General features: G+C 72.9%; 16 protein-coding genes. 13 read left to right on the top strand and 3 right to left on the bottom strand.

Annotated elements, in window-relative coordinates; all coding sequences use genetic code 11:
• Nucleotides 1-113: 113 nt before the first annotated feature.
• The 3 genes from ACWPWV_RS06330 to ACWPWV_RS06320 all read left to right on the top strand — a co-directional run bounded on the left by ACWPWV_RS06330 (nucleotide 114) and on the right by ACWPWV_RS06320 (nucleotide 5,077).
• On the top strand, nucleotides 114-806 hold the full coding sequence (locus ACWPWV_RS06330; RefSeq protein ID WP_454042082.1) for a hypothetical protein: 693 nt from the start codon (nucleotides 114-116) through the stop codon (nucleotides 804-806).
• On the top strand, nucleotides 803-1,213 hold the full coding sequence (locus tag ACWPWV_RS06325; protein WP_454042081.1) for a UBP-type zinc finger domain-containing protein: 411 nt from the start codon (nucleotides 803-805) through the stop codon (nucleotides 1,211-1,213). The genes ACWPWV_RS06330 and ACWPWV_RS06325 overlap by 4 nt, the downstream gene beginning before the upstream one ends.
• A 240-nt stretch (nucleotides 1,214-1,453) precedes the next feature.
• Nucleotides 1,454-5,077, top strand: a complete 3,624-nt coding sequence (locus ACWPWV_RS06320) for a LamG-like jellyroll fold domain-containing protein (protein ID WP_454042080.1) — start codon at nucleotides 1,454-1,456, stop codon at nucleotides 5,075-5,077.
• A gap of 130 nt (nucleotides 5,078-5,207) precedes the next feature.
• On the opposite strand, the gene ACWPWV_RS06315 is transcribed toward ACWPWV_RS06320, so the two are convergent.
• The gene (locus tag ACWPWV_RS06315; RefSeq protein WP_454042079.1) at nucleotides 5,208-6,434 is read right to left on the bottom strand and encodes an ROK family transcriptional regulator; all 1,227 of its coding nucleotides are present in this window, start codon (nucleotides 6,432-6,434) and stop codon (nucleotides 5,208-5,210) included.
• 44 nt (nucleotides 6,435-6,478) lie between these two features.
• Between ACWPWV_RS06315 and ACWPWV_RS06310 the strand changes: the two genes are divergently transcribed.
• Nucleotides 6,479-7,342, top strand: coding sequence for a LacI family DNA-binding transcriptional regulator (locus tag ACWPWV_RS06310; RefSeq protein WP_454042078.1), 864 nt, complete (start codon nucleotides 6,479-6,481; stop codon nucleotides 7,340-7,342).
• A 365-nt stretch (nucleotides 7,343-7,707) separates the two neighbouring features.
• Nucleotides 7,708-10,248: an excinuclease ABC subunit UvrA gene (locus ACWPWV_RS06305; RefSeq protein WP_454042077.1), complete on the top strand. Its 2,541-nt coding sequence runs from the start codon at nucleotides 7,708-7,710 to the stop codon at nucleotides 10,246-10,248.
• A 593-nt stretch (nucleotides 10,249-10,841) separates the two neighbouring features.
• Here the strand turns inward: ACWPWV_RS06305 and ACWPWV_RS06300 are convergent.
• Entirely contained in the window at nucleotides 10,842-11,480 is a 639-nt protein-coding gene (locus tag ACWPWV_RS06300) for an isochorismatase family protein (protein WP_454042076.1), read from the bottom strand.
• A gap of 109 nt (nucleotides 11,481-11,589) precedes the next feature.
• On the opposite strand from ACWPWV_RS06300, the gene ACWPWV_RS06295 reads away from it, so the two are divergent.
• From ACWPWV_RS06295 to ACWPWV_RS06275, 5 genes are all read left to right on the top strand, one after another.
• A complete protein-coding gene (locus ACWPWV_RS06295; RefSeq protein ID WP_454042075.1) occupies nucleotides 11,590-12,564 on the top strand; it encodes a GlxA family transcriptional regulator in 975 nt (324 codons plus the stop codon).
• A 147-nt stretch (nucleotides 12,565-12,711) separates the two neighbouring features.
• Nucleotides 12,712-13,242 (top strand): histidine kinase, encoded by a 531-nt coding sequence (locus ACWPWV_RS06290; RefSeq protein ID WP_454042074.1) that lies wholly within the window; start codon nucleotides 12,712-12,714, stop codon nucleotides 13,240-13,242.
• Nucleotides 13,243-13,386: 144 nt separating this feature from the next.
• Nucleotides 13,387-14,181, top strand: coding sequence for a DUF4097 family beta strand repeat-containing protein (locus tag ACWPWV_RS06285; RefSeq protein ID WP_454042073.1), 795 nt, complete (start codon nucleotides 13,387-13,389; stop codon nucleotides 14,179-14,181).
• Between the two features lie 26 nt (nucleotides 14,182-14,207).
• Nucleotides 14,208-15,032 (top strand): ABC transporter ATP-binding protein, encoded by an 825-nt coding sequence (locus ACWPWV_RS06280; RefSeq protein WP_454042072.1) that lies wholly within the window; start codon nucleotides 14,208-14,210, stop codon nucleotides 15,030-15,032.
• On the top strand, nucleotides 15,029-15,793 hold the full coding sequence (locus tag ACWPWV_RS06275) for an ABC transporter permease (protein WP_454042071.1): 765 nt from the start codon (nucleotides 15,029-15,031) through the stop codon (nucleotides 15,791-15,793). Before ACWPWV_RS06280 ends, ACWPWV_RS06275 begins: the two co-directional genes overlap by 4 nt.
• Nucleotides 15,794-15,907: 114 nt before the next feature.
• On the opposite strand, the gene ACWPWV_RS06270 is transcribed toward ACWPWV_RS06275, so the two are convergent.
• Nucleotides 15,908-16,498, bottom strand: a complete 591-nt coding sequence (locus tag ACWPWV_RS06270; protein WP_454042070.1) for a TetR/AcrR family transcriptional regulator — start codon at nucleotides 16,496-16,498, stop codon at nucleotides 15,908-15,910.
• A gap of 114 nt (nucleotides 16,499-16,612) precedes the next feature.
• Here ACWPWV_RS06270 and ACWPWV_RS06265 point away from each other — a divergent pair, with 114 nt between their 5' ends.
• The 3 genes from ACWPWV_RS06265 to ACWPWV_RS06255 all read left to right on the top strand — a co-directional run bounded on the left by ACWPWV_RS06265 (nucleotide 16,613) and on the right by ACWPWV_RS06255 (nucleotide 21,964).
• The gene (locus tag ACWPWV_RS06265) at nucleotides 16,613-17,473 is read left to right on the top strand and encodes an SDR family oxidoreductase (RefSeq protein ID WP_454042069.1); all 861 of its coding nucleotides are present in this window, start codon (nucleotides 16,613-16,615) and stop codon (nucleotides 17,471-17,473) included.
• Nucleotides 17,474-17,558: 85 nt separating this feature from the next.
• Nucleotides 17,559-20,354 carry a cation-translocating P-type ATPase gene (locus tag ACWPWV_RS06260; protein ID WP_454042068.1) on the top strand — a complete coding sequence of 932 codons (2,796 nt, stop codon included), beginning with the start codon at nucleotides 17,559-17,561 and terminating at the stop codon, nucleotides 20,352-20,354.
• Between the two features lie 89 nt (nucleotides 20,355-20,443).
• A complete protein-coding gene (locus tag ACWPWV_RS06255) occupies nucleotides 20,444-21,964 on the top strand; it encodes an MFS transporter (RefSeq protein ID WP_454042823.1) in 1,521 nt (506 codons plus the stop codon).
• Nucleotides 21,965-22,015: the final 51 nt, after the last annotated feature.

The following is a 22,015-nucleotide window of genomic DNA, read 5'->3' as shown; positions in this document are numbered from 1 at the left end:
CGGCCGCAGCGCGCACGGGTCCGTGTGTGGCGCGCGTCACGCTTCCCGTTGCCAAGCGCGAGGTCCCGTCGCAGACTGGACGGTGACCGGACCCACCGTGTGGGGGTGACCTCGTGACCGACACCTACGACATGCTGCCGATGCTGGGCCGTGGCAAGCACCGCAACCCGAAGAAGGGGGCGTGCTTCATGGAGCTCGCGTCCTATCTCGCGGGCGAACGCTGGAGCGACCATCCACGGTGCACGCACCCGCTCCTCGCCATGCTGGCCCGCGCGGTGAACGACCTGACGGTCGACCCCGAGCGGCCGAAGCTGGCACCGCTCATCCCGTCCGTCATCGGCCTGACCAGCGACGACCCGCACTGGGACGTGCGCATCGCGCTGCGTGCCGCCGTGGCGGCGCTGCCGATCGCCCCCGCCGAGCGCCAGCAGACGCTCGCCGTCGCGATCATCGGTGCGGAGAAGATGCTCGACGTGCTCGACCACCGTCCCGCCGGGACGATGAGCGCCGAGTCCGCCGACGCTCTCGCGACGTGCCCGCGCACGGCCCGGTGGGCGCAGAAGTTCTGCGAGGGCGCGCGGCTGCGCCCGAGCCGGTTCGTCCGCGACGCCGCGCCGAGCATCATCTCCGCGGCGGTCCAGGGCATCGCCGAGGCGTGCATCCCGAACCCCGACGAGCGCCTCCGGGACCTGCTCTCCGCGACGATCGACGACTGCCGGGCGTGGGCCGAGGCCGAGCCCGCCGCCGAGCTGGACCCCGAGTCGTGGGCCCCCGTCGTCCGGGCGGCCGGCGCAGGGGCGAGATGACCGCCGACCGCGCCCCGAGCGTCAACGGGGACGGTCTCGACGACGAGGCGCTCGTCGCCGCTCTGCGGGCCGCCGTGAAGCCGGACGTCCCGCCGAGCGGCCACGGGTGCGCCGAGTGCGACGCGTCCGACGGGTGGTGGGTCCACCTGCGACGGTGCGCGACGTGCGGTCACGTCGGCTGCTGCGACTCGTCGCCCGCCCAGCACGCGAGCGTGCACTACCGCGAGACCGGGCACCGCGTCATGCGCTCGTTCGAGCCGGGCGAGGACTGGTACTGGGACTACGGGACCGAGCAGGTGCTCGAGGGGCCGCACCTCGCGGCCCCGTTGTCGCACCCGCCGGAGCAGACGGCGCCCGGTCCGACCGGGCGCGTCCCGCAGAACTGGCGCGAGCTCGTCCACCGCTGACCCCGCCGCCTCCCCGTCGCCGAACCCGGGCTTGCGGGCCTCGGCGCGTCCGTGGGTCCCTGCGGCACGCCTCGAGCCGCACGACCTCGCGCGTATCTGTTGTCTTTCCCTGGTCGAAGATGTTTGATTCTGGGGAGCGGTGTTCGCATCGCGGCCGACGACGGTCGCACCGCCCTCGGACGACGGCCGTCCGTCCCAGCACCGCGCGCCACAGTGAATTCTCGACGAGGAGGACCACGGATGCATCGTCTGACAGCGGTATCACCGCCCAGGGGGAGACGGCGGTCACGACTGCTCGCCGCTGCGCTCGCCGCAGCCCTCACGATCCCGCTCGCCGCCGTGTCGGCGACCGCGGGGACCCTGCCCGCCGAGCCCACGGGTGACGAGCCCGCCGCGCAGGCGGAGTCCTCGCGCAACGGCCTCAAGGGCGAGTACTTCCTCTCCGGCGGCCCGGCCTGGCCGCTCACGGACCTCAAGGCCACCATCCCCGACCCGCGGATCGAGTTCCCGAACCTCGTGCCGACGTTCGCCGAGCTCACCGGCCGCGGCGAGCGCACGTCCGCGCGCTGGACCGGCACGATCACGCCCGAGTTCAGCGAGGCCTACACGTTCTCCGCCATCGGCGACAACGGCTTCCGGCTGTGGGTCGACGACGAGCTCGTCATCGACCACTGGGTCGACGACTGGGACGTCGAGCAGACCGCGGCGCCGATCGAGCTCGAGGCCGGCCAGGCGTACGCGTTCCGCATGGAGATGTTCCAGAACACGGGCGGCTCGAACCTGCGCCTGCGGTGGCAGAGTCCGTCGCAGGAGCGGGAGATCGTCCCGACGGACGCCTTCACCTACCCGGAGGACTTCGTCGTCTTCCCGGCGCAGGCCACGCTCGAGCCCGACGGCACGAGCCTCAACGTGGCTTTCGAGGGTGCAGCGGCCGGCGTCGACGAGAGCCTCGTCGAGCACCTGCGGGTGCAGGTGGACCAGCTCGCCTGGCCCGTCGCCGGCGTCGAGGCGCAGGGCGACGTGCTCGGCATCGACCTGGGAGCACAGGTGGACCGCGCGTCCGCCGTCCGCCTCGTGTACGACGGCGAGGGCGACCTCACCGTGGGCGGCGAGCCCGCCGGCTCGCTCAACCTCCCGGTCGAGAACACGTCCACGTTCCGCATCCAGACGCCGTGGGCCGACGAGTTCGACCCCGAGAACCCCCTGCCCGAGTACCCCCGTCCGCAGCTCACGCGCGACGACTGGCAGAACCTCAACGGGATCTGGCAGTTCGAGCCGGCCGCGGCCGCGACGCCCGGTGGTGCGACCGACGTCCCCACCGGCCGCGACCTCGACGAGGAGATCGTCGTGCCCTACGCCGTCGAGTCCGCGCTGTCGGGCGTCGAGCGGCGCGAGGACGACATGTTCTACCGCCGTACCGTCACGGTCCCCGACGAGTGGGGCGTCGGGACGGACGACCGCCTGCGCCTGAACTTCGGCGCGGTCGACTACACCGCGACGGTGTGGGTCAACGGCACCGAGGTCGGCACGCACCGCGGCGGGTACGACGCCTTCTCGTTCGACGTGACCGACGCGCTCGTCGAGGGCACCGAGCAGGAGATCGTGGTCCGCGCCGTCGACACGACGGACGGCAGCAACCAGGCCGTCGGCAAGCAGACGCTCAACCCGGGCGGCATCTTCTACACCCCGACGTCGGGCATCTGGCAGACGGTGTGGATGGAGCCCGTGCCGGCCGCCGCGATCGACGACGTCGTCACGACGCCCGACATCGAGGCCGGCGTCCTCGCCGTCACCGTGCGCTCCGCGTCCGCGTCCGACGGCGCGACCGTCACCGCGGTCGTCCGCGACGCCGACGGTGCCGAGGTCGGCACCGCCACCGGCGCGGTGGACGAGCAGCTCGCCGTCGAGATCCCCGACGCCCACCTGTGGACGCCGGACGACCCGTACCTGTACGACGTCGACGTCACCCTGACGGACGGCACCGGTGACGGTGCCACGACGGACACCGTCGAGTCCTACGCGGGCATGCGCTCGATCGAGGTCGCGGAGGTGGACGGGGTCAACCGCATCCTCCTCAACGGCGAGAACACCTTCCTCCTGTCGACGCTCGACCAGGGCTACTGGCCGGACGGCATCTACACGCCGGCGTCCGACGAGGCGTACGTGTTCGACATCCAGGCGCACAAGGACCTCGGGTTCAACACGCTGCGCAAGCACATCAAGGTCGAGCCCGCCCGGTTCTACCACCACGCCGACACGCTCGGCCTCATGGTCTGGCAGGACATCCCGAGCGGCTGGTTCAACGACGGTGACACCGACCCGGCGTCGCGCACGTTCTGGGAGTCCGAGATGAAGGAGATCATCGACCAGCTGCGGTCGGTGCCGTCCATCGTCGGCTGGGTGACCTTCAACGAGGGCTGGGGCGAGTGGGACCTCGCCCAGACGGCGCGCATCGGGAACGAGATCGACGCCTACGACCCGAGCCGCATCCTCAACACGCACTCCGGCTACAACTGCTGCGCGTCGAAGGGCGACTCGAAGACGGGCGACATCATCGACCACCACCTGTACACGGGCCCGGCGACGCCCAAGCCGGACGCGACCCGCGCGTCGATCGACGGCGAGCACGGCGGCTTCTCGATGAGCGCCCCGGGGCACATGTGGCCGGGCGTCTCCGCCAACCCGTACGGCGGCGTCGCGAACAGCGAGGCGCTGACGGACGCGTACGTGGCGAACACCGAGAAGCTCGTGCGCCCCGCGCAGTGCTACCTCTCCGGCTCCGTGTACACGGAGATCTCCGACGTGGAGAACGAGCTCAACGGCTTCTACACCTACGACCGCCGGGTCCTCAAGATGGACGCGGCGCGCGTCAAGGACGTCAACGAGCGCGTCGTCGCGGCGGCGAGGCAGGGCTCCGCGCCGGTCGACCCCGGCACCCCGGGCCTCGTCGGCACGGGACGCTGGTCGTTCGACGAGGGCACCGGCACGACCGCGGCCGACGCCGTGGGCGACCACCCGGCGTCGGGCACGGGTACCTGGGTGCCCGGGCAGGGCGGCACGGGCTCCGCCGTGAAGCTCAACGGCACGAACCAGTCCTTCGCGACGGAGGGGCCCGTGCTCGACACCACCGGCTCGTACACCGTGTCCGCGTGGGCGCAGCTCGACCGCCTGCCGGGCGGCGCGTGGGCGACGGTCGTCGGGCAGGACTCGTCGACCGGCTCCAGCGCGTTCTACCTCCAGTACGGCGGCGGCGGCCGGTTCGCCTTCTCCTACGACGGCGAGCCGCGGGCCGAGTACGTCGTCCAGCCGGTGCTCGGCGACTGGTACCACCTCGTGGGCGTCCGCGACGCGGCCGACCAGGCGCTGAAGCTGTACGTCAACGGGGAGCTCGTCGGGCAGTCCGACGTCTGCGGCGGCACGACGCCGTCCGGCCCGCTGACCATCGGCCGCGGCCAGTGGGGCGGCAACCCGGTCGACTTCTGGCCGGGCACGATCGACGACGTCCGCGTCTTCGACCGCGCGCTGTCCGACGACGAGGTCGCGTCCGTGTACGCCGGCGACGACGAGGAGCCGGCGCTCGACGTCACCGTGACCGCGGAGCCGCGCTGCCTCGCGGGCACCGCGTACGTCGCGGTACGGGCGACGAACGGCGGGGACGTCCCGGTGGACGTCACGCTCGACACGCCGTTCGGCTCGAAGACCGTCTCCGGCGTCCAGCCGGGGAAGAACGCGTACCAGTCGTTCGCGGTGCGCGCGGCGTCGGTCGAGGCGGGCGAGGCGACCGTCACGGCGACGGCGACGGTCGACGGCGAGGAGGTGTCGGCGGAGGTCGCGGCGCCGTACGCGGCGTCGTCGTGCGGCTGACGTCACGCACGAGGTAGGACCCGCGGTCGCGAGGTAGAGCTCGAGGAGCTCTACCTCGCGACCTGCGGTTCTACCCCGCGGTGCCGTCCGAGGGGAACGCGCGGCGGCTGTCCGGGTCCTGCCCGCTGCGTCAGGTCCGACGGCGCGACGCGTCGTCCGCGACGGCCGGCAGCTCGGCCCGCAGCACCATCGAGGCGGCACCCACGGCCGCGGCGTCGGCGACGCGCATCGAGAGCGCGACCTCGACCTGGTGGCGGGCGCGGGGGAGGGCCTCGGCGTCGAGCCGCTCGCGCAGGACCGACAGGTAGATGCTCCCCGCGACCGTGAACGACGGCCCGGCCAGCACGATCGAGTCGAGGTCGAGCAGGTCCACGAGCGTGAGCACGGCGTCCGCGAGGTGGTGCGCCGACTCCTCGACGAGCGCGGTCGCGAGCGCGTCGCCGCGGACGGCCGCGGACGCGACGGCGGCGAAGTCGGTGAACGGGTCGCCGTCGTCGCTCAGCTCGACGACGGTCTCGCGCCCGGCCTGGACGGCGGCGCGCGCAGCGGCGGCGACGGCTGCGGGGGCGGCGAGCTCCTCGACCGTCGGCCCGGCCTTCCCGTCGGCGCGGTGCACGTGCAGGCGCCCGAGCGGCCCGACGTTGCCGCTCGCGCCGCGGTACACCTGGCCGTCGAGCACGAGCCCGGCGCCGATCGACGCGCCCATGTAGACCGTGCAGTGTGCGCGCGCGTCGCCCACCGTCCCGCGCCAGAGCTCGCCCACGGCGGCCGCGGTCGCATCGTTGCCGAGGACGACGTCCAGTCCCGTCGCGCGCTCGAACGCGGCGCGCACGCCGTGACCGACCCAGCCGGGCAGGCTGCGCGAGTGCAGCAGCGACCCCTGCTCGAGGTCGAGCGTGCCGGGCAGCACGAGCCCCACGCCCACGACCGACGACGGTGCGACCTCGCCCGCGCGCAGCAGCGCGAGGACCTGCGCGGACAGCCGCTCGACGACGGCGTCCGGGTCGTCCGCGCGCGCCCCGCGCACCCGTTGGCGTGCGACGAGCGCGCCCGCGGCGTCGACCACGACGGCCACCGCCCAGTCGGCGCCGACCTGGACCCCCACGGCGCAGCGCGACCGCGGGGCCACGGCGAGCATGACGCGCGGCTTGCCGCCGGTCCACGCCCGCTCGCCCGTCTCGACGACGAGGCCTTCGTCGAGGAGTGCGCGCACCGCGTGCGTCACCGTCGCCTGCGTGAAACCCGTGGTCTCCGCGACCTCGACGCGGCTGATGGGGCCGAGGCGCCGGATCGTGTCGAGCACCGTGGAACGGCTCGTCCGCGCACCCGTTCGGGGCGCACGCCCAGGGACCTCCACGGGACGACGGTACCCGGCGGGCTGTCGGGCGGCATACTTGCGCCATGGAGCAGCCTGCAGCTCCCGGTCGCTCGACGTTGCGCGCCGGGATCGTCCAGCACCGGTCCTCCGACTCGCACGACCTCGACCCGTTCTACGACCACGTGCTCGCAGGGCTGGAGGAGACGCTCGACGCGCACGGCGCGAGCGTGTTCGTGCTGTTCGAGGAGTCGGCCGACGCGGAGCTCGAGGTGTACCGGCGGTGGGCGGACCAGGCGCTCGTCGACGCCGTCGTGCTCACGGACCTCGTCGACGGCGACGAGCGGGTCGCGGCGTGCCGGCGTGCGGGGCTGCCCGCGTACGCCCTGTGCCCGGCCCCGCCGGCCGACGTGCCCGCCGTCGTGGTGGACGACGCCGACGCGATGCGCCGGGCGATCGACTATCTCGCCGGCCTCGGTCACCGGCACGTGGCCCGGGTCAGCGGACCCTCGCACCTCCTGCACACGCGGGCGCGGACCGTGGCGTTCGACGAGGTCGTCGCGGCACGGGGTCTGCGCGGCACGACCGTCGTGGGGAGCTACGGGACGGCGTCCGGTGCGGTCGCGACGCGTGCGCTCCTGGACGCGGACGACCCGCCGACCGCGATCGTCTACGACGACGACCTCATGGCGGTGGGCGGGCTCCGGGTCGCTCGTGCGCTGGGTCGGTCGGTGCCCGGCGACGTGTCGCTGCTCGCGTGGGACGACTCGGCGCACTGCCGCCTCGCCGACCCGCCGCTCTCCGCGGTGAGCCGCGACGTGCGCGGTCTGGGCGCGGAGCTCGGCGCGCTGCTGCTGCGGACCACGACCGGCGATGTCGCGGACGTGCTGCGCGCCCCCGCTGCGCGCGTCGTCGAACGGGGGAGCACCGGACCGGTGCCGGCGGCCTGATCAGCGCCGCACGCCCCGTGCGAGCACGGGCTGGCACCGCGGATCGGTCAGGGCGGGACGCGCCGCCACGACAGCCGAGAAGAAGCCCACGTCGTCGTGCTCGGCGGAAGCGGCGTGGGTCGGTCAGGGCCCGAAGGTCGGCGAGCCGCTCCGTGACGGCCCGGGGGGTGAGCCCGAGAAGTCGCTGTGCGCTGTCGTCCTCGCCGATGCTCCATGAGACCGGGAACGTCTCGGGAAGCACGATCGCGGCGATCGCGAGGGCGAGCACGCGGACCTTTGGCGTGTGACACGGCCGTGGTTGCGCTCGACCTGAGCACCGGCACGTCGCATCATGCGAGAACGACGACAGCAGCCTGGAGGGTCGAGTGAAGACCGAGCGCACCACCGTGGTGGACCCTGCCCCCCTGGCGATCCAGGTGCGCGGGGCCCGGGTCCACAACCTCAAGGATCTCGACATCGACGTGCCCCTGCGTCAGCTGGTGGCGATCGCCGGGGTGTCCGGGTCGGGCAAGTCCTCGCTGGCGATCGGGGTGCTCTACGCCGAGGGGTCGCGCCGCTACGTCGAGGCCCTGTCGACCTACACCCGACGCAGGATGGCCCATGCCTCGCGCGCCTCGGTGGACAGCGTCAAGCACGTACCGGCCGCTCTGGCCCTGCGGCAGCGGCCGGGGGTGCCCGGGGTGCGATCGACGTTCGGCACCTCGACGGAGCTGCTCAACGTGCTGCGGCTGATGTTCTCCCGGCTCGGGTCGCACCTGTGCCCGAACGGCCACCGCCTGGCGCCGACGATCGACGTCGCCGCGGACCTGGACCTCGTGTGCCCTGCGTGCGGAGCGGTGTTCTCCCCGCCCGGCGCCGAGGCGCTGGCCTTCAACTCCGACGGGGCATGCCCGACGTGCTCGGGAACCGGCACCGTCCGCGAGATCGATGACGACGCCCTCGTCCCCGATCCGTCGAAGACCATCGGCGAAGGGGCGGTCGCGCCGTGGAGGATGTTCGGCCTGACGGTGATGCCCCAGGTCGTGGCCGAGCTCGGTGTCCGCACCGACGTGCCGTACGCCGACCTCACCGATCACGAGCGGGAGATCGTGCTCCACGGCCCGGAGGAGAAGCGCCACATCTCCGTGCCGTCGAAGAACGGCAAGCTCTTCGAGCTGAACATCACCTACCGCAACGCGCACCTCGCCGTGCAGGAGGCCCTGGACAACGCGACAAGCGAGAAGGGCCTCGCTCGGGTGAACAGGTTCATCACGAGCCGGACGTGCCCCGAGTGCGGCGGGACGCGGCTGAGCGCCAGGGCGCGCGGCACCGAGGTCGCCGGCATCGACCTGGCGCAGGCCACGGCGAAGACGCTCGACGACGCGGTCTCCTGGGCGTCGTCGGTGGTCCCTGCCCTGCCCGCGCCCATGCACGCGATGGCCCACATGATCACCGACCAGCTCACCGAGATGGCGGGACGACTCGTCCAGCTCGGTCTCGGTTACCTCACCCTGGACCGGGCCAGCTCGACGTTGTCCACCGGAGAACGGCAGCGCGTCCACCTGGCCCGCGCGGTCCGCAACCAGACCACCGGTGTGCTGTACGTCCTCGACGAGCCCTCCATCGGTCTGCATCCCGCCAACGTCGAGGGCCTCGTCGGTGTCATGAGAGACCTTCTGTCCGACGGGAACTCCGTGGTCCTGGTCGACCACGACACCCAGGTGCTCCGTGAGGCCGACTGGCTCATCGAGATCGGCCCAGGCTCCGGAGCCGACGGCGGCGCGATCGTGACCACCGGTACCGTCCCGGAGGTCGGCGCCCGTACCGACTCCCTGATCGGCGGCTTCCTGGTCGGGCGCGAGGGCGCAGTCGTGCGCCCGCGCGCCACCGGCGCGGAGATGTTCGACCACGGCTCCATCCGCCTCACCACGGTGCCGATCCACACGGTCCACGCCCTGGACGTCCGCATCCCCAAGGGACGGCTCACCGCCGTGACGGGGATGTCAGGGTCCGGCAAGACGACGCTCGTCCTCGAGAGCCTCGTCCCTGCCCTCCAGGCGCACGGGGCGGGCACACGCGCTCCCGCGCACGTGACCGCCCTGACCGCGGCGGGCATCTCCCGGGTCGACGTCGTCGACGCCACCCCCATCGGCACGAACGTCCGCTCCACGGTGGCGACCTACAGCGGCGTGCTCGACGACCTGCGACGCGCGTTCGCCGCCACCGACGGCGCCGTCCGGCTCGGCCTGGGCGCCGGCGACTTCTCGTACAACACCGGCACGCTGCGCTGCCCTCGGTGCGAGGGCACGGGGCAGGTCGTCCTCGACGTGCAGTTCCTGCCCGACGTCGACATCCCGTGCCCCGACTGCCGTGGCACCCGGTACTCCGACCTCGGGCACGAGATCACCCGCCCGGCTCCCGACGGCGGTGCGACCTCCCTGGCCGGCCTTCTCGCCCTGACCGTCCGGCAGGCCATCGACACCGTCGCGGACCTGCCGCGTGTGCGTCGCAAGCTGCAGATCCTCGCCGATCTCGGCCTGGGATACCTCACTCTCGGCGAGGACACCCCCGCCCTGTCGGGCGGCGAGGCCCAACGACTCAAACTCGCCACCGAGCTGGGCCGCGACCACTCCGAGACGCTGTTCGTGCTCGACGAGCCCAGCGTCGGCCTGCACCCCCTCGATGTCCGCGTGCTGCTCGACGTCCTCGAGCGGCTGCGCCGCCGTGGCGCCACCGTCGTCGTCATCGAGCACGACCTCGACATGATCGTCAACGCCGACCACGTGATCGACCTCGGGCCCGGAGGCGGCGCCGCAGGCGGTCGCGTCGTCGCCACGGGCACCCCCGAGCAGGTCGCCCAGGACGAGGCGAGCGTCACCGGCCGGTACATCGCGCGCACCCTGGGAGCTGCGCAGCCGTCAGGCTAGAACGGGACCACGGCGCCGGACCGCGAGGAGGGGCGTGCACGACACCGCACTGTTCGACATCGATGGAACCGTGTGCGAACCCGGGTTCCGTGGTCACCGTCGCCGTGCGCCACGCCCTGGCCGACGTCGGCATCGACGAGAAGAGCCAGGATGCTCTGCGCCGGTTCGTCGGACCACCGCTCGAGCACTCCTGGCGTCGGATCTGCTCATCGTCGGGCGCACTTCTCGAGCTGCCGCGGCGGCTTCGCGGAGCCGTTCCGTGGACGCTGACCACACGAGGACCTGCCGAGGCCGTTCGTCCAGAGTCTCTCGATGCCATCCGCCGTAGAGATTCGCCTTCGATCACGCTCGCCACACGACGTCCTGCACCGGCGCCGACAGCGACGTCACCACGCCCGTCCCGGCCTCCATGACCACGCATCATCCACCCTCGTCGTGCGTTGGTGGGTTGAGACCGCTGGCGAATCTGCAGCGTCCGGCGTCGCTGGCGTCGCTCGGGGGTAGTGAGGCTCCGTACCCCAGGGGTATCGCTCGGGCGAGCAGCCCGCGCGACGGGTCGTCACGCGGGCCGGCCCGCAGCGCAGGGACCTCCGTCAGCCCTGGGCGGCGCGCCGCGCGCCCGTGACGGCCGAGGTTCCCAGGTCGCTCGTGGGCAGCGGCTCACCAACGGTGACGGCGTCGGACCAGGCCACGGTGTCGGCGACCGCGGCGAAGTTGGAGTGGAGCAACGTCAGCAGGGTCGTGTGCACCGTCTTGGCATCCGCGAACCCCGCGTCGTTGGCGATGTTGATCGCCCCGGTCGCGTCGGACAGGACTTCGGCCGCCAGGCCGTGCGTCTCGGCCTCGGCGGCAGAGGCGATGATGCAGTTGTTGGTCATGTAGCCGACGAGGGTGACGGTGTCGACCTGGTGGTCACGCAGCCACTCGAGCAGGTCCGTGCCCGCGAAGACCGAGCCGTACTCCTTGACGACCGACTTCCACGCGTCCGTCCTGCGGCTCTCGACCTCAGGGTGCAGCTCGAAGGAGGGCGTGCTCGGGGCGAACACCGGCGCGCCCTCGCCCATCGAGTGCTGCACCGCGGCGACCGGGATCCCGGCCCCGTGGGCGGCGTCGATCGCCGCGGCGATCCGGGGCAGCGACTCCGTGTGCGGCGGGTACTGGATCTCGAGGGGGCCGCCGAAGTAGACCTGCTGGACGTCGACGAGGACGAGGGCGCGGCGCGGGGTGGTCATGACGGGGTGCTCCTTGGCTCGGGGACGCCGCCTTCGAGAGCGACTCCTCGAGTCTCCCGACCCCGAGCGATCTCGGCCATTGGCACACGCGCATCGTTACGATGGATCCGTGCCAACCCCCGGACCGCCGCTGCGCATCGCCGTCTACGCCTTCGACGGCGTCACGATGTTCCACCTGTCCGTCCCGCAGATCGTCTTCGACGAGGTGTCCCGGCAGGGGCTCGGCGCCTGGAAGACGGTGCTCTTCTCCGACCGCGCCGGGTCGGTCCGCACCGCGGAGGGGTACCGGATCGGCGGGGTGCAGGGACCTGCGGCGGCCGCGGAGGCCGACGTCGTCGTCGTCCCGTCCTGGTTCGAGGACGGCCGCACCGCCGGCACGACGCTGCGACGCGTGCTGACGCGGGCCCACGACCGCGGCGCCACGGTCGCCGGGCTGTGCCTCGGGGCGGTCGCCGTCGCGGACGCGGGACTGCTCTCCGGCCGCGGCGCGGTGACGCACTGGCAGTCGATGGACATGCTGGCGAGCCGCCACCCCGACGTCACCCTGGACGCGTCGGTCCTCTACGTCGACCATGGCGACGTGCTCACCTCGGCCGGGACGGCCTCGGCGATCGACGCGTGCCTGCACCTCGTGCGCAGCCGGCTCGGCGCGGCGGCGGCCAACCAGGTGGCGCGCCACCTCGTCGTGGCGCCCCACCGCGAGGGCGGGCAGGCGCAGTACATCGAGCGGCCCGTGCCCGCGCAGGCGTCCGACGACCCGGTCTCTCGCGTCGTCGCCTGGGCGCTCGAGCACCTCGGCGAGACGCTGACGGTCGAACGCCTCGCCGCCGTGGCGCACATGAGCCGGCGTACCTTCGTCCGCGCGTTCCGCGCCTCGACCGGCGCGACGCCGGCCGCCTGGGTCCGGTCGCGCCGGCTCGACGAGGCGCGCCGGCTGCTCGAGTCGACGGACCTGTCGGTCGACCGGGTCGCCGACGCGTGCGGGTTCGGCAGCGCCGTGACTCTGCGGCAGAGCTTCGCCGCCGCTTTCGGCACGTCGCCGTCGGAGTACCGGCGCCGCTTCGACGCGCGCACCGTGGCCTAGCCCCGCGGGAGTACCGCTGACCCACCGGCTGCGCACACGCAGGATGGTGGCGTGAGCAGGGCGGTGACGTCACGTACGACACCACGTGCTGAACTTCTGATGTCAGAACTTCTTGCCATGGTGTCGTAGTGGTGTCATAGTGGAGTCATGGACCTGACCCGTTATGTCGACGAGCTGCAGCACCAGCTCTCCACCGCCGCTGCGGCCGGGGGAGACGAGGTGCGTGAGCTCGCCGCCCGGCTGACCGCACCGCTCGACGCGGCCGCCCGCCTCGTGCTCCTCGAAGCGCTCTCCGACGCCGCGGGGGAGATCTCCGCGGAGCTGGCGCCCGGATCCGTGGACGTCCGCCTGCGCGGCGGCGCCCCCGAGTTCGTCGTCAGCGCTCCCGCCGCCCCGGCTGCACCGACCGCCACCTTCGCCCCGGTCGCCGACGCGGCCGCGACACCCGCGCCGCCGACCGTCGACACCGAGGGCGCCGCGACCACCCGCACCACCCTCCGCCTCCCCGACCACCTCAAGACGCAGGCCGAGACCGCCGCCGCGCGTGACGGCGTCTCGGTCAACACCTGGCTCGTCCGTGCGGTCGCCGCCGCCCTCGAGCAGACCTCGGGCCGGCCCGCGGCCGCGAGCAGCTCCCCGCAGCGCGGCACCGGCCGCGTCACCGGCTGGGTGCGCTGACACCTGCGCAGACACCTGCGCTGACACCTGCGGGGGCACTCCGCCGCCGCGCCGAATCACCACCCTGACACCACCCCGCACCACCCATGGAGCCTTCGTCATGCCCACTTTCCCCGCCCCCACCCCGTCCCCGTCGTCGTGGACGTGCCCTTCGCCAACCTGCACGTCGTCGCAGGGGAGCGCGACGACGTCGTCGTCACCGTGCTGCCGACCACCTCCAAGCCCGGCAGCGTGCGCGTCGCCGAGGAGGTGCGGGTCGACCGCGACGGGGACGCCGTGACGATCACGTACCCCGGGTCCTGGAAGCAGTTCGTGCTGCCGTTCTCCTCCGGCACCGCCAACATCACCGTCGAGGTGCCCGCCGGCTCCCGGCTGCGCGGCAAGACCGGCTCGCTCTACGCCGAGGGCCCGCTCGACGCCGTCGACATGACGCTGTCCGCGGGCAACGTCCGGGTGGACGACGTCGACCGGCTCGACCTCAAGGTCGCCGCCGGCTCGGTCGCGGCGGGCCGCGTCACCGGGACGCTGGACGTCAAGGTGAGCGCCGGGTCGGTCGTCGTGGACGAGGTCGCCGGCAGCGGCACGATCCGCGCGAGCAACGGGACCACCACGGTGGGAGCCGTCACCGGTTCCCTGGAGGTGCAGGGTGCCCACGCCGACATCGCCGTGAACCGCGTGCGCGGCACGGTGACCGCCAAGTCCGCCCACGCCGGCATCCGCGTCACGAGCCTCGAGTCCGGCGCCGTCACGCTCACCTCCTCCTACGGCTCGATCGAGGTGGGCGTGCCCGAAGGCACCGCCGCCTACCTCGACGTCTCGTCGGAGAACGGCACCGTCCGCAACCTGCTGACCCCCACCGAGGGTCCCGTCGACGACGAGGCCACCGCAGAGATCCACGCGAGCACCGGCTACGGCGACGTCGTCGTCCGCCGGCCCTGACACGACCCCACGAACGGAGACCGGACATGACCACCCCTCAGTCCCCCGCACCCGCGATCAGGGTGCAGGGCATCCAGAAGTCCTTCCAGGACCTGCACGTGCTGCGCGGCGTCGACCTGGACGTCGCGGCGGGCAGCATCTTCGCGCTGCTGGGCTCGAACGGCGCCGGGAAGACCACGCTCGTGCGGATCCTGTCGACCCTGCTCACGGCCGACGCGGGTACCGCCACGGTCCACGGCTTCGACGTCGCCTCCCGGCCCGGCGACGTGCGCGAGTCGATCAGCCTGACCGGCCAGTTCGCCGCGGTCGACGAGATCCTCACCGGCCGGGAGAACCTCGTGCTCGTCGCCCGGCTGCGCCACCTGCCCGACCCCGGCGCGATCGCGGACGACCTGCTCGCACGGTTCTCCCTCACCGACGCCGGGTCCCGCCGGGCCGGCACCTACTCCGGCGGCATGCGGCGGCGCCTGGACATCGCGATGAGCCTCATCGGCGACCCGCCGGTGATCTTCCTCGACGAGCCCACCACCGGCCTGGACCCCCAGGCCCGCATCGAGGTCTGGGACACCGTCAAGCAGCTCGCGCAGGGCGGGACGACCGTCCTGCTGACCACCCAGTACCTCGACGAGGCCGAGCAGCTCGCCGACCGGATCGCCATCCTGCACCAGGGCACGATCATCCAGAACGGCACGCTCGCCGAGCTCAAGGCGCTCCTGCCCGCGGCCGAGGTCGAGTACGTCGCCAAGCAGCCCTCCCTCGAGGACGTCTTCCTCTCCCTCGTCGGCGAGACCGGCACCACCACCCAGCACACCTCCGCCACCACGGCCGGCACAGACAAGGAAGCACGATGACCACCCACGTCCTGACCGACACCGGCGTCCTGACCGGCCGCTCGCTGCGCCACATCTCGCGCAGCCCCGACACGATCATCACCACCGCGGTCACGCCGATCGCGCTCATGCTGCTGTTCGTCTACGTCCTCGGTGGCGCGATCGACACGGGCTCCGACGGGTCCTACGTCAACTACATGCTCCCCGGCATCCTGCTCATCACCATCGCGTCCGGCGTCGCGTACACCGCCTACCGGCTGTTCCTCGACATGCAGGGCGGCATCTTCGAGCGGTTCCAGTCGATGCCGATCGCCCGGTCGTCCGTCCTGTGGGCGCACGTGCTCACGTCCCTGGTCGCGAACCTCGCGTCGATCGCGATCGTCGTCGCCGTCGCGTTCCTCATGGGCTTTCGCACCAGCGCGTCCGTCGGCGCCTGGCTCGCCGTCGTCGCCATCCTCGTCCTGTTCACCCTCGCCCTGACCTGGCTCGCGGTCATCGCGGGACTCTCGGCCAAGACCGTCGACGGGGCGAGCGCGTTCAGCTACCCCCTGATCTTCCTGCCGTTCATCAGCTCGGCGTTCGTCCCCACCGACACCATGCCCGCCCCCGTCGCCTGGTTCGCCGAGAACCAGCCCGTCACCGCCATCGTCGACACCCTGCGCGCCCTGTTCGGCCAGGAACCGGTCGGCACCGACATCTGGGTCGCCCTCGCGTGGCTGGTGGGGATCCTCGTCGCCGCCTACGCCGGCGCCGTGGTCATCTACCGCCGCAAGGTCAGCTGACTCCCGGCACCTGCACCGACCACCCCACCGCACACGCCCACGGCGTCGTGCGGTGCGGTCGTTCCCGACGACGTGGCCCGGTACCGAGCACGGCGTCTCGACCCGACGCCCTGCTCAAGGGCGCATCCCGCCGAGCGCGGTCGCGACGAGCCGGTCGACGTACTCGTCCGTCAGAGGTCCGCTGCGCTGGAGCCAGCGGTTGAGCACCGGACCCCAGATCAGGTCGACGGCGAGGTCGAGGTCGAGGTCCTCAGCGAGCTGGCCGGCGTCCTGGGCGCTGCGCAGACGTTGCCGCTTGGCCTCCTTCAGCGGCCCGTCGAGCCGCTCGTGGTACGCGTCGGCGAGCGCGGCGTCGTGCGCGACCTCGGTCGCCAGGGCACGCATCGGCTGCTCGAGGCGGGGGTCGTTCAGCTCGGCGACCGTGGCGCGCAGGACGAGGCGCAGGTCGGCGTCGAGGTCGCCGGTGTCGGGCAGCTCGGGCGGCGCGCCCTCGGCACTCTCGCTGAGCAGGAGGAAGGCGTCGAGGAGGACCGCGGCCTTCGAGGGCCACCATCGGTAGATGGTCTGCTTCCCCACACCCGCCCGTGCGGCGATGCGCTCGATGCTGAGCTGGGGATACGGCATCTCCTGCAGGAGGTCGAACGCGGCGGTGAGCACCGCGCGACGCGACGTCTCGCTCCGGCGGGCGGGGTCCGGCTTCGTCATGGCGCCACCCTACGCGGACGAGACGGAACGTCTCGTCTTGACGGTCGGTCCGACCCAGGATAGCGTCTGGTTCAACGAGACGGACCGTCTCGTCTCACTGACGAAGGAGCCTCCGTGCGACCGTCTTCCCCTGCACCCCGTACCTGGTTCATCACCGGCGCGAGCCGGGGCCTCGGCCGTGCGCTCGCCGTCGCGGCGCTCGAGCGTGGCGACCGCGTGGTGGCTGCCTCACGGACCGCCACGGTCGACGCCTTCGACCCGGCCCACCGTGAACGCGTCCTGGCCCTGCCGCTCGACGTGACCGACCGCGACGCGGTCTGCGCCGGCGTCGAGGCCGCCGTCGAGCACCTCGGCAGGCTCGACGTCGTGGTCAACAACGCGGGCACCCTGTCCATGGGCATGGTCGAGGAGTTCACCGAGGGCGAGGCGAGGGCCCAGCTCGAGGTCAACTTCTTCGGAGCGCTCTGGGTCACCCAGGCCGTCCTGCCGCACCTGCGTTGTCAGGGGTCGGGCCACCTCCTGCAGGTGTCGAGCATCGCCGCCCTCGCCGGCTTCGCGAGCACGGGCCTGTACAGCGCGAGCAAGTTCGCGCTCGAGGGCCTGAGCGAGGCCGTGGCCTCGGAGGCGGCGCCGTTCGGCGTCAAGGTCACGATCGTCCAGCCCGGCGGCTATTGGACCGACCTGTACTCGAGCATGACGTCGACGACGCCCCTCGACGCCTACGGCCCGCTGCGCGCCGAGCTGGAGCGCCAGTGGGCGGAGGGGTCGGTGGACAGCGACCCGCGCCTGGCCGCCGACGCGATGCTCACCCTGGTCGACAGCGACGACCCGCCGCTGCGACTCCTCCTCGGCAGCATGGTCTACGACCTGGCCCACGACGTCTCGCGCCGGCGCGCGGACGACTGGGCGGCGTGGGAGGAGGTCAGCCGGGCCGCGGAGCACGCCGTCGACGCCCCCGCCGGCGCCGCAGGATGACCCGGGCCACGGTCACCCGCGGCGGGTGAGGCCCGGGCGCCCGCCGCCTGTGACCGTGGAGCGGAGCCCCTGAGAGGAGCCCGCGATGACGGCCGCGCAGACCCCCCGACAACAGGTCCCCGGACAGCACGTCTCCGGACAGCAGGTCTCCGGACAGCAGGCCCCGACCGAGGCCCGCACGTGGCACACCGTGCCCGCCGACGCGGTGTGCGCCGAGCTGGGCGTCGACCCGGCAGTCGGCCTCACGTCGGCCCAGGTCGCGGAGCGGCGTGCCCGGTTCGGGCCGAACGCCCTGGCCGAGGAGCGCACGGAACGACCGTGGCAGGCGTTCCTGCGCCAGTACCGCGACCTCATGCAGCTCGTCCTCGTCGGGGCTGCGGTCGTGAGCATCATCGCGCTCGGCGACGTGACGACGGGCGTCGTCGTGCTCGCCCTCACCGTGCTCAACGCCCTCATGGGCCTGCACCAGGAGGGCAAGGCGGCGCAGAGCGTGGCCGCCCTGCGCGAGATGCTCGTCATGACCGCCACGGTGCGCCGCGACGGCCGCCAGGAGCAGGTGCCCGCGGAGGAGCTCGTGCCGGGCGACATCGTGGGGTTCGAGGCGGGGAGCAAGATCCCCGCCGACGGGCGCCTGCTCGTCGCCGCGTCCCTCGAGATCGAGGAGGCAGGGCTCACGGGGGAGAGCACGCCGGTCGCCAAGGGCGTGGAGCCGGTCGCGGCCGACGACGCACCGCTCGGCGACCGCATCGACATGGCCTACATGAACTCGCAGGTGACGCGCGGTCGCGGCGAGATGGTCGTGACGGCCACGGGCATGACGACCGAGGTGGGACGCATCTCCGGGATGCTCAGCGGCGTCGAGCAGGACAAGTCCCCGCTCACGCGACAGCTCGACCGCATCACCGTGATCATCACGATCATGGCGGCGATCGCCCTCGTGGTCGTCGTCGTGCTCGGCCTCGCGCGGGGCGAGGACTTCGACAGCCTGTTCGTCGTCGGGATCAGCCTCGCGATCGCCGCGATCCCGACCGGACTGCCGGCCGTCGTGACGATGCTCCTGTCGCTCGGCACGCGGCAGCTCGCCGACGAGGGCGCGATCGTCAAGCGCCTCAAGTCCGTGGAGACCCTGGGCTCGACGTCGGCGATCTGCTCGGACAAGACCGGCACGCTCACGCTCAACCAGATGACCGCGCGCCGGCTCGTGCTCGCCGGGCGGCGGTTCTCCGTCGACGGCGAGGGCTACTCGACGACGGGCCGCATCCTCGCGGCCGCGGGCTCGTCGGAGGTGCCGCTCGAGCCCGTCGCGCTGCCCATGGCGCTCGCGAGCGATGCGGTCGTGCGCGACGGCGAGTGCCTCGGCGACCCGACGGAGGGCGCGCTCGTGGTCCTCGCCGCCAAGGCGGGGCTCGACGTGGAGGAGACGCGACGCGAGCACCCGCGCGTCGCGGAGGTGCCGTTCGACACCGAGTACAAGCTCATGGCGACGTTCCACGAGATCGACGGCGCGGTGCGCGGGTACGTCAAGGGCGCACCCGACGTCCTCCTGGCGCGCTCGAGCCGGTACCTCACCGCCGACGGCAGCACCGCACCGCTCGACGACGACGCCCGGGCGCTCGTCGTCCGCGAGAACGACGCGCTCGCCGGAGAGGGCATGCGCGTCCTCGCCGTCGCGCGGCGCGACGTGTCGCACGCCGACCTCCAGGGCGACCTGCTGGGGCTCGCCCAGGACCTCGAGCTGCTCGCCCTCGTCGGCATCGTCGACCCGCCGCGCCGCGAGGCGCGCGACGCGATCGCCGAGTGCAAGGACGCGGGGATCCGCGTGCGGATGATCACCGGCGACCACGTGACGACGGCGGCCGCGATCGCCGGGCAGCTCGGCATCGAGGGACGCTCGCTGACCGGCGCTGAGTTCGCCGCCATGAGCGACGCCCAGCTCGAGGCGGAGGTCGCGAGCATCGGCGTCGTGGCGCGCGTGGCGCCCGAGGACAAGGTGCGGCTCGTCGACGTGCTCAAGCGCCAGGGCGAGGTCGTCGCGATGACGGGCGACGGCGTGAACGACGCGCCCGCGCTCGCCCGCGCCGACATCGGCGTGGCGATGGGGATCACCGGCACGGAGGTCACCAAGGACGCCGCGGAGATGATCCTCACCGACGACAACTTCGCGACGATCGTCAAGGCCGTCGAGGGGGGTCGCGGGCTCTACGACAACCTCATGAAGTACATCCGGTTCCAGATGGTGGTGCTCATCGGGTTCATCCTCACCTTCGTGGGCGCCGGGATCTTCACGATCGCCGCGGGGACCCCGCTCACCCCGCTCCAGATCCTGTGGATCAACTTCGCGATCGACGTGCTGCTCGCGATCGGGCTCGGCTTCGACGCGGCGTCGCCGGGACTCATGCGCCGTCGCCCGCGACCGCCCTCCCAACCGGTCATCGGCCGGGCCCTCGGCGTGCGGCTCGCGCTGGGCGGGGTGCTGATCGCCGTCGGGACGCTGGTCGCCGTGGCGTGGGGCGAGGACCGGTACGACCTGCCGGTCGCGACGACGATGGGTCTCACCGCCATGTCGCTCCTGCACGTCGTCGCGGCGCTCGAGTGGCGGGACCCGCGCGCGAGCATCCTCTCGTTCGACACGCTCGCCAACGGCCGGTTCGTCGTGCTCCTGCTCTCCTCGCTCGGGCTGACGTTCCTGGTCACGACCCTCGACGGGCTCGAGCGGATCTTCGGCACGGTGAGCCTCGACGGCGAGCAGTGGGGGGTGTGCGCGCTCGTCGCGCTCGCGTTCCTCGTGCTCGTCGAGATCGGCAAGCTCGTGCTTCGGCACGTGTCGCCGCAGCCGTCGGCCGACGCGCGCGTCGCGGCGCCCGGTCTGCCGGGGGCCTGACCGTGGCGGACCAGGGGGCCGGGGGCGGCGCACCGGCCGGACCGGAGCCGTCGCAGGGGGTCGACCGGCGCCTCGCGGTGCTGCTCGCGATGGCGATGTTCGTGCTCGTCGTCGACACCTCGTTCATGAACGTGTCGATCTCGGCCGTCGTCCACGACCTCGGGACGTCGGTGAGCGGCGTCCAGACGGCCATCGCGCTCGAGGCGCTGGTGTCCGCGGCGTTCATCCTCATCGGCAGCAAGGTCGGCGACCTCGTGGGGCGACGCCGCGCGTACGTGCTGGGGCTGCTCGGCTACGGCGTCGGTGCGGTCGCGATGATGCTCGCGCAGAGCCTTCTCGCCGTCGTCGTCTTCTGGTCCGTGGTCGGCGGGCTCGGCGCCGCGCTCCTCCTGCCGTCGATGCAGGCGCTCGTGCACGGGAGCTTCGAGGGCACCGCGCGGACGAAGGTCTACGCGCTCGTCGGGGCGTCCGCGTCGGTCGCGGCAGCGGTCGGCCCGCTCCTCGGCGGCTTCATCACCACCTACCTGTCGTGGCGGGTCGCGTTCGGGCTGGAGGCCGTGGTGATCGTCGTCGTCCTCGCGGGCATCCGTCTCGTGCACGACGTGCCGTTCACGGGGGACCGGTCCGTCGACGTCGTCGGGGCCGTGCTGTCCGTGCTCGGCATGGGTGGCGTCGTCCTCGGCGTCCTCGTGTGGCAGGAGGGCGGCGAGGCGGTGGGCATCCTCGTCGCGGTCGGCGTCCTGGGGCTCGTCGGTCTCGCACGCTGGGTGCTGCGCCGCGAGCGCCGCGGAGCGGCCCCGCTGGTCGACCCCGGCCTGTTCCGCTCGCCCCCGTTCCGGCTCGGCGTGTCGCAGCAGACGCTGCAGCAGGTCGCGCTCGGCGGCGCGATGATCGCGCTGCCCGTGTTCCTCCAGATGGCGCTGGGGTACGACGCGATGCTCGCCGGGCTGTCGCTCGCGCCCCTGTCGCTCAGCATGTTCGCCGCCGCGATCCTGGCGGGCCGCCGGGCGGGACGACGGCGACCGGCCACGATCGTCCTGGCGGGCTTCTCGCTCCTCGTGGTCGGGATCGCCGCGCTCCTGCCCGTGGTCCCGCGCGCGACGTCCGGGTGGTACCTCGCGGTCCCGCTCGTCGTCGCGGGCTGCGGGCTCGGGCTCCTCGTCTCCCAGCTCAACGCCTTCACGCTCTCGCCGATCGCCGAGGAGCGCGTGGGGGAGGCGGCGGGCGTGAACTCGGCGGCGGGGTCGTTCGGGCTGTCGCTCGGGCTGGCGCTCGCGGGCGCCGTCATGCTCGCGTCGCTCGCGCGCGGGTTCACCGCGCAGGCGCAGGACAGCCTCGTGCTGCCGCCCGAGGACAAGGCGCAGGTGAGCCAGGTCCTCGAGGAGGACGCCGAGGTGATGAGCGACGCCCAGCTCGTCGAGCTGCTGTCCGACGAGCCGGCGGCCGTGCGCGAGGAGATCCTGCGGATCAACGACGACGTGCGGGCCCGGGCGCTGCAGGTGGCCCTCCTCGTGCCGCTCGGTGCGGGGCTCCTCGGCGTGGCGCAGTCGTTCCGGATGCGGCGGCTGCCCGACCCGGTACCGGGGACGACCGCGGTCACACTGGGCTGACGCGCGTCCGTGCGCTGCGGGACGGTCGGACGTGCCGGCGGGACCGCCCGG

Source organism: Cellulosimicrobium sp. Marseille-Q8652 (assembly GCF_965112045.1).
This window is presented reverse-complemented; position numbering and strand designations above follow the sequence as displayed.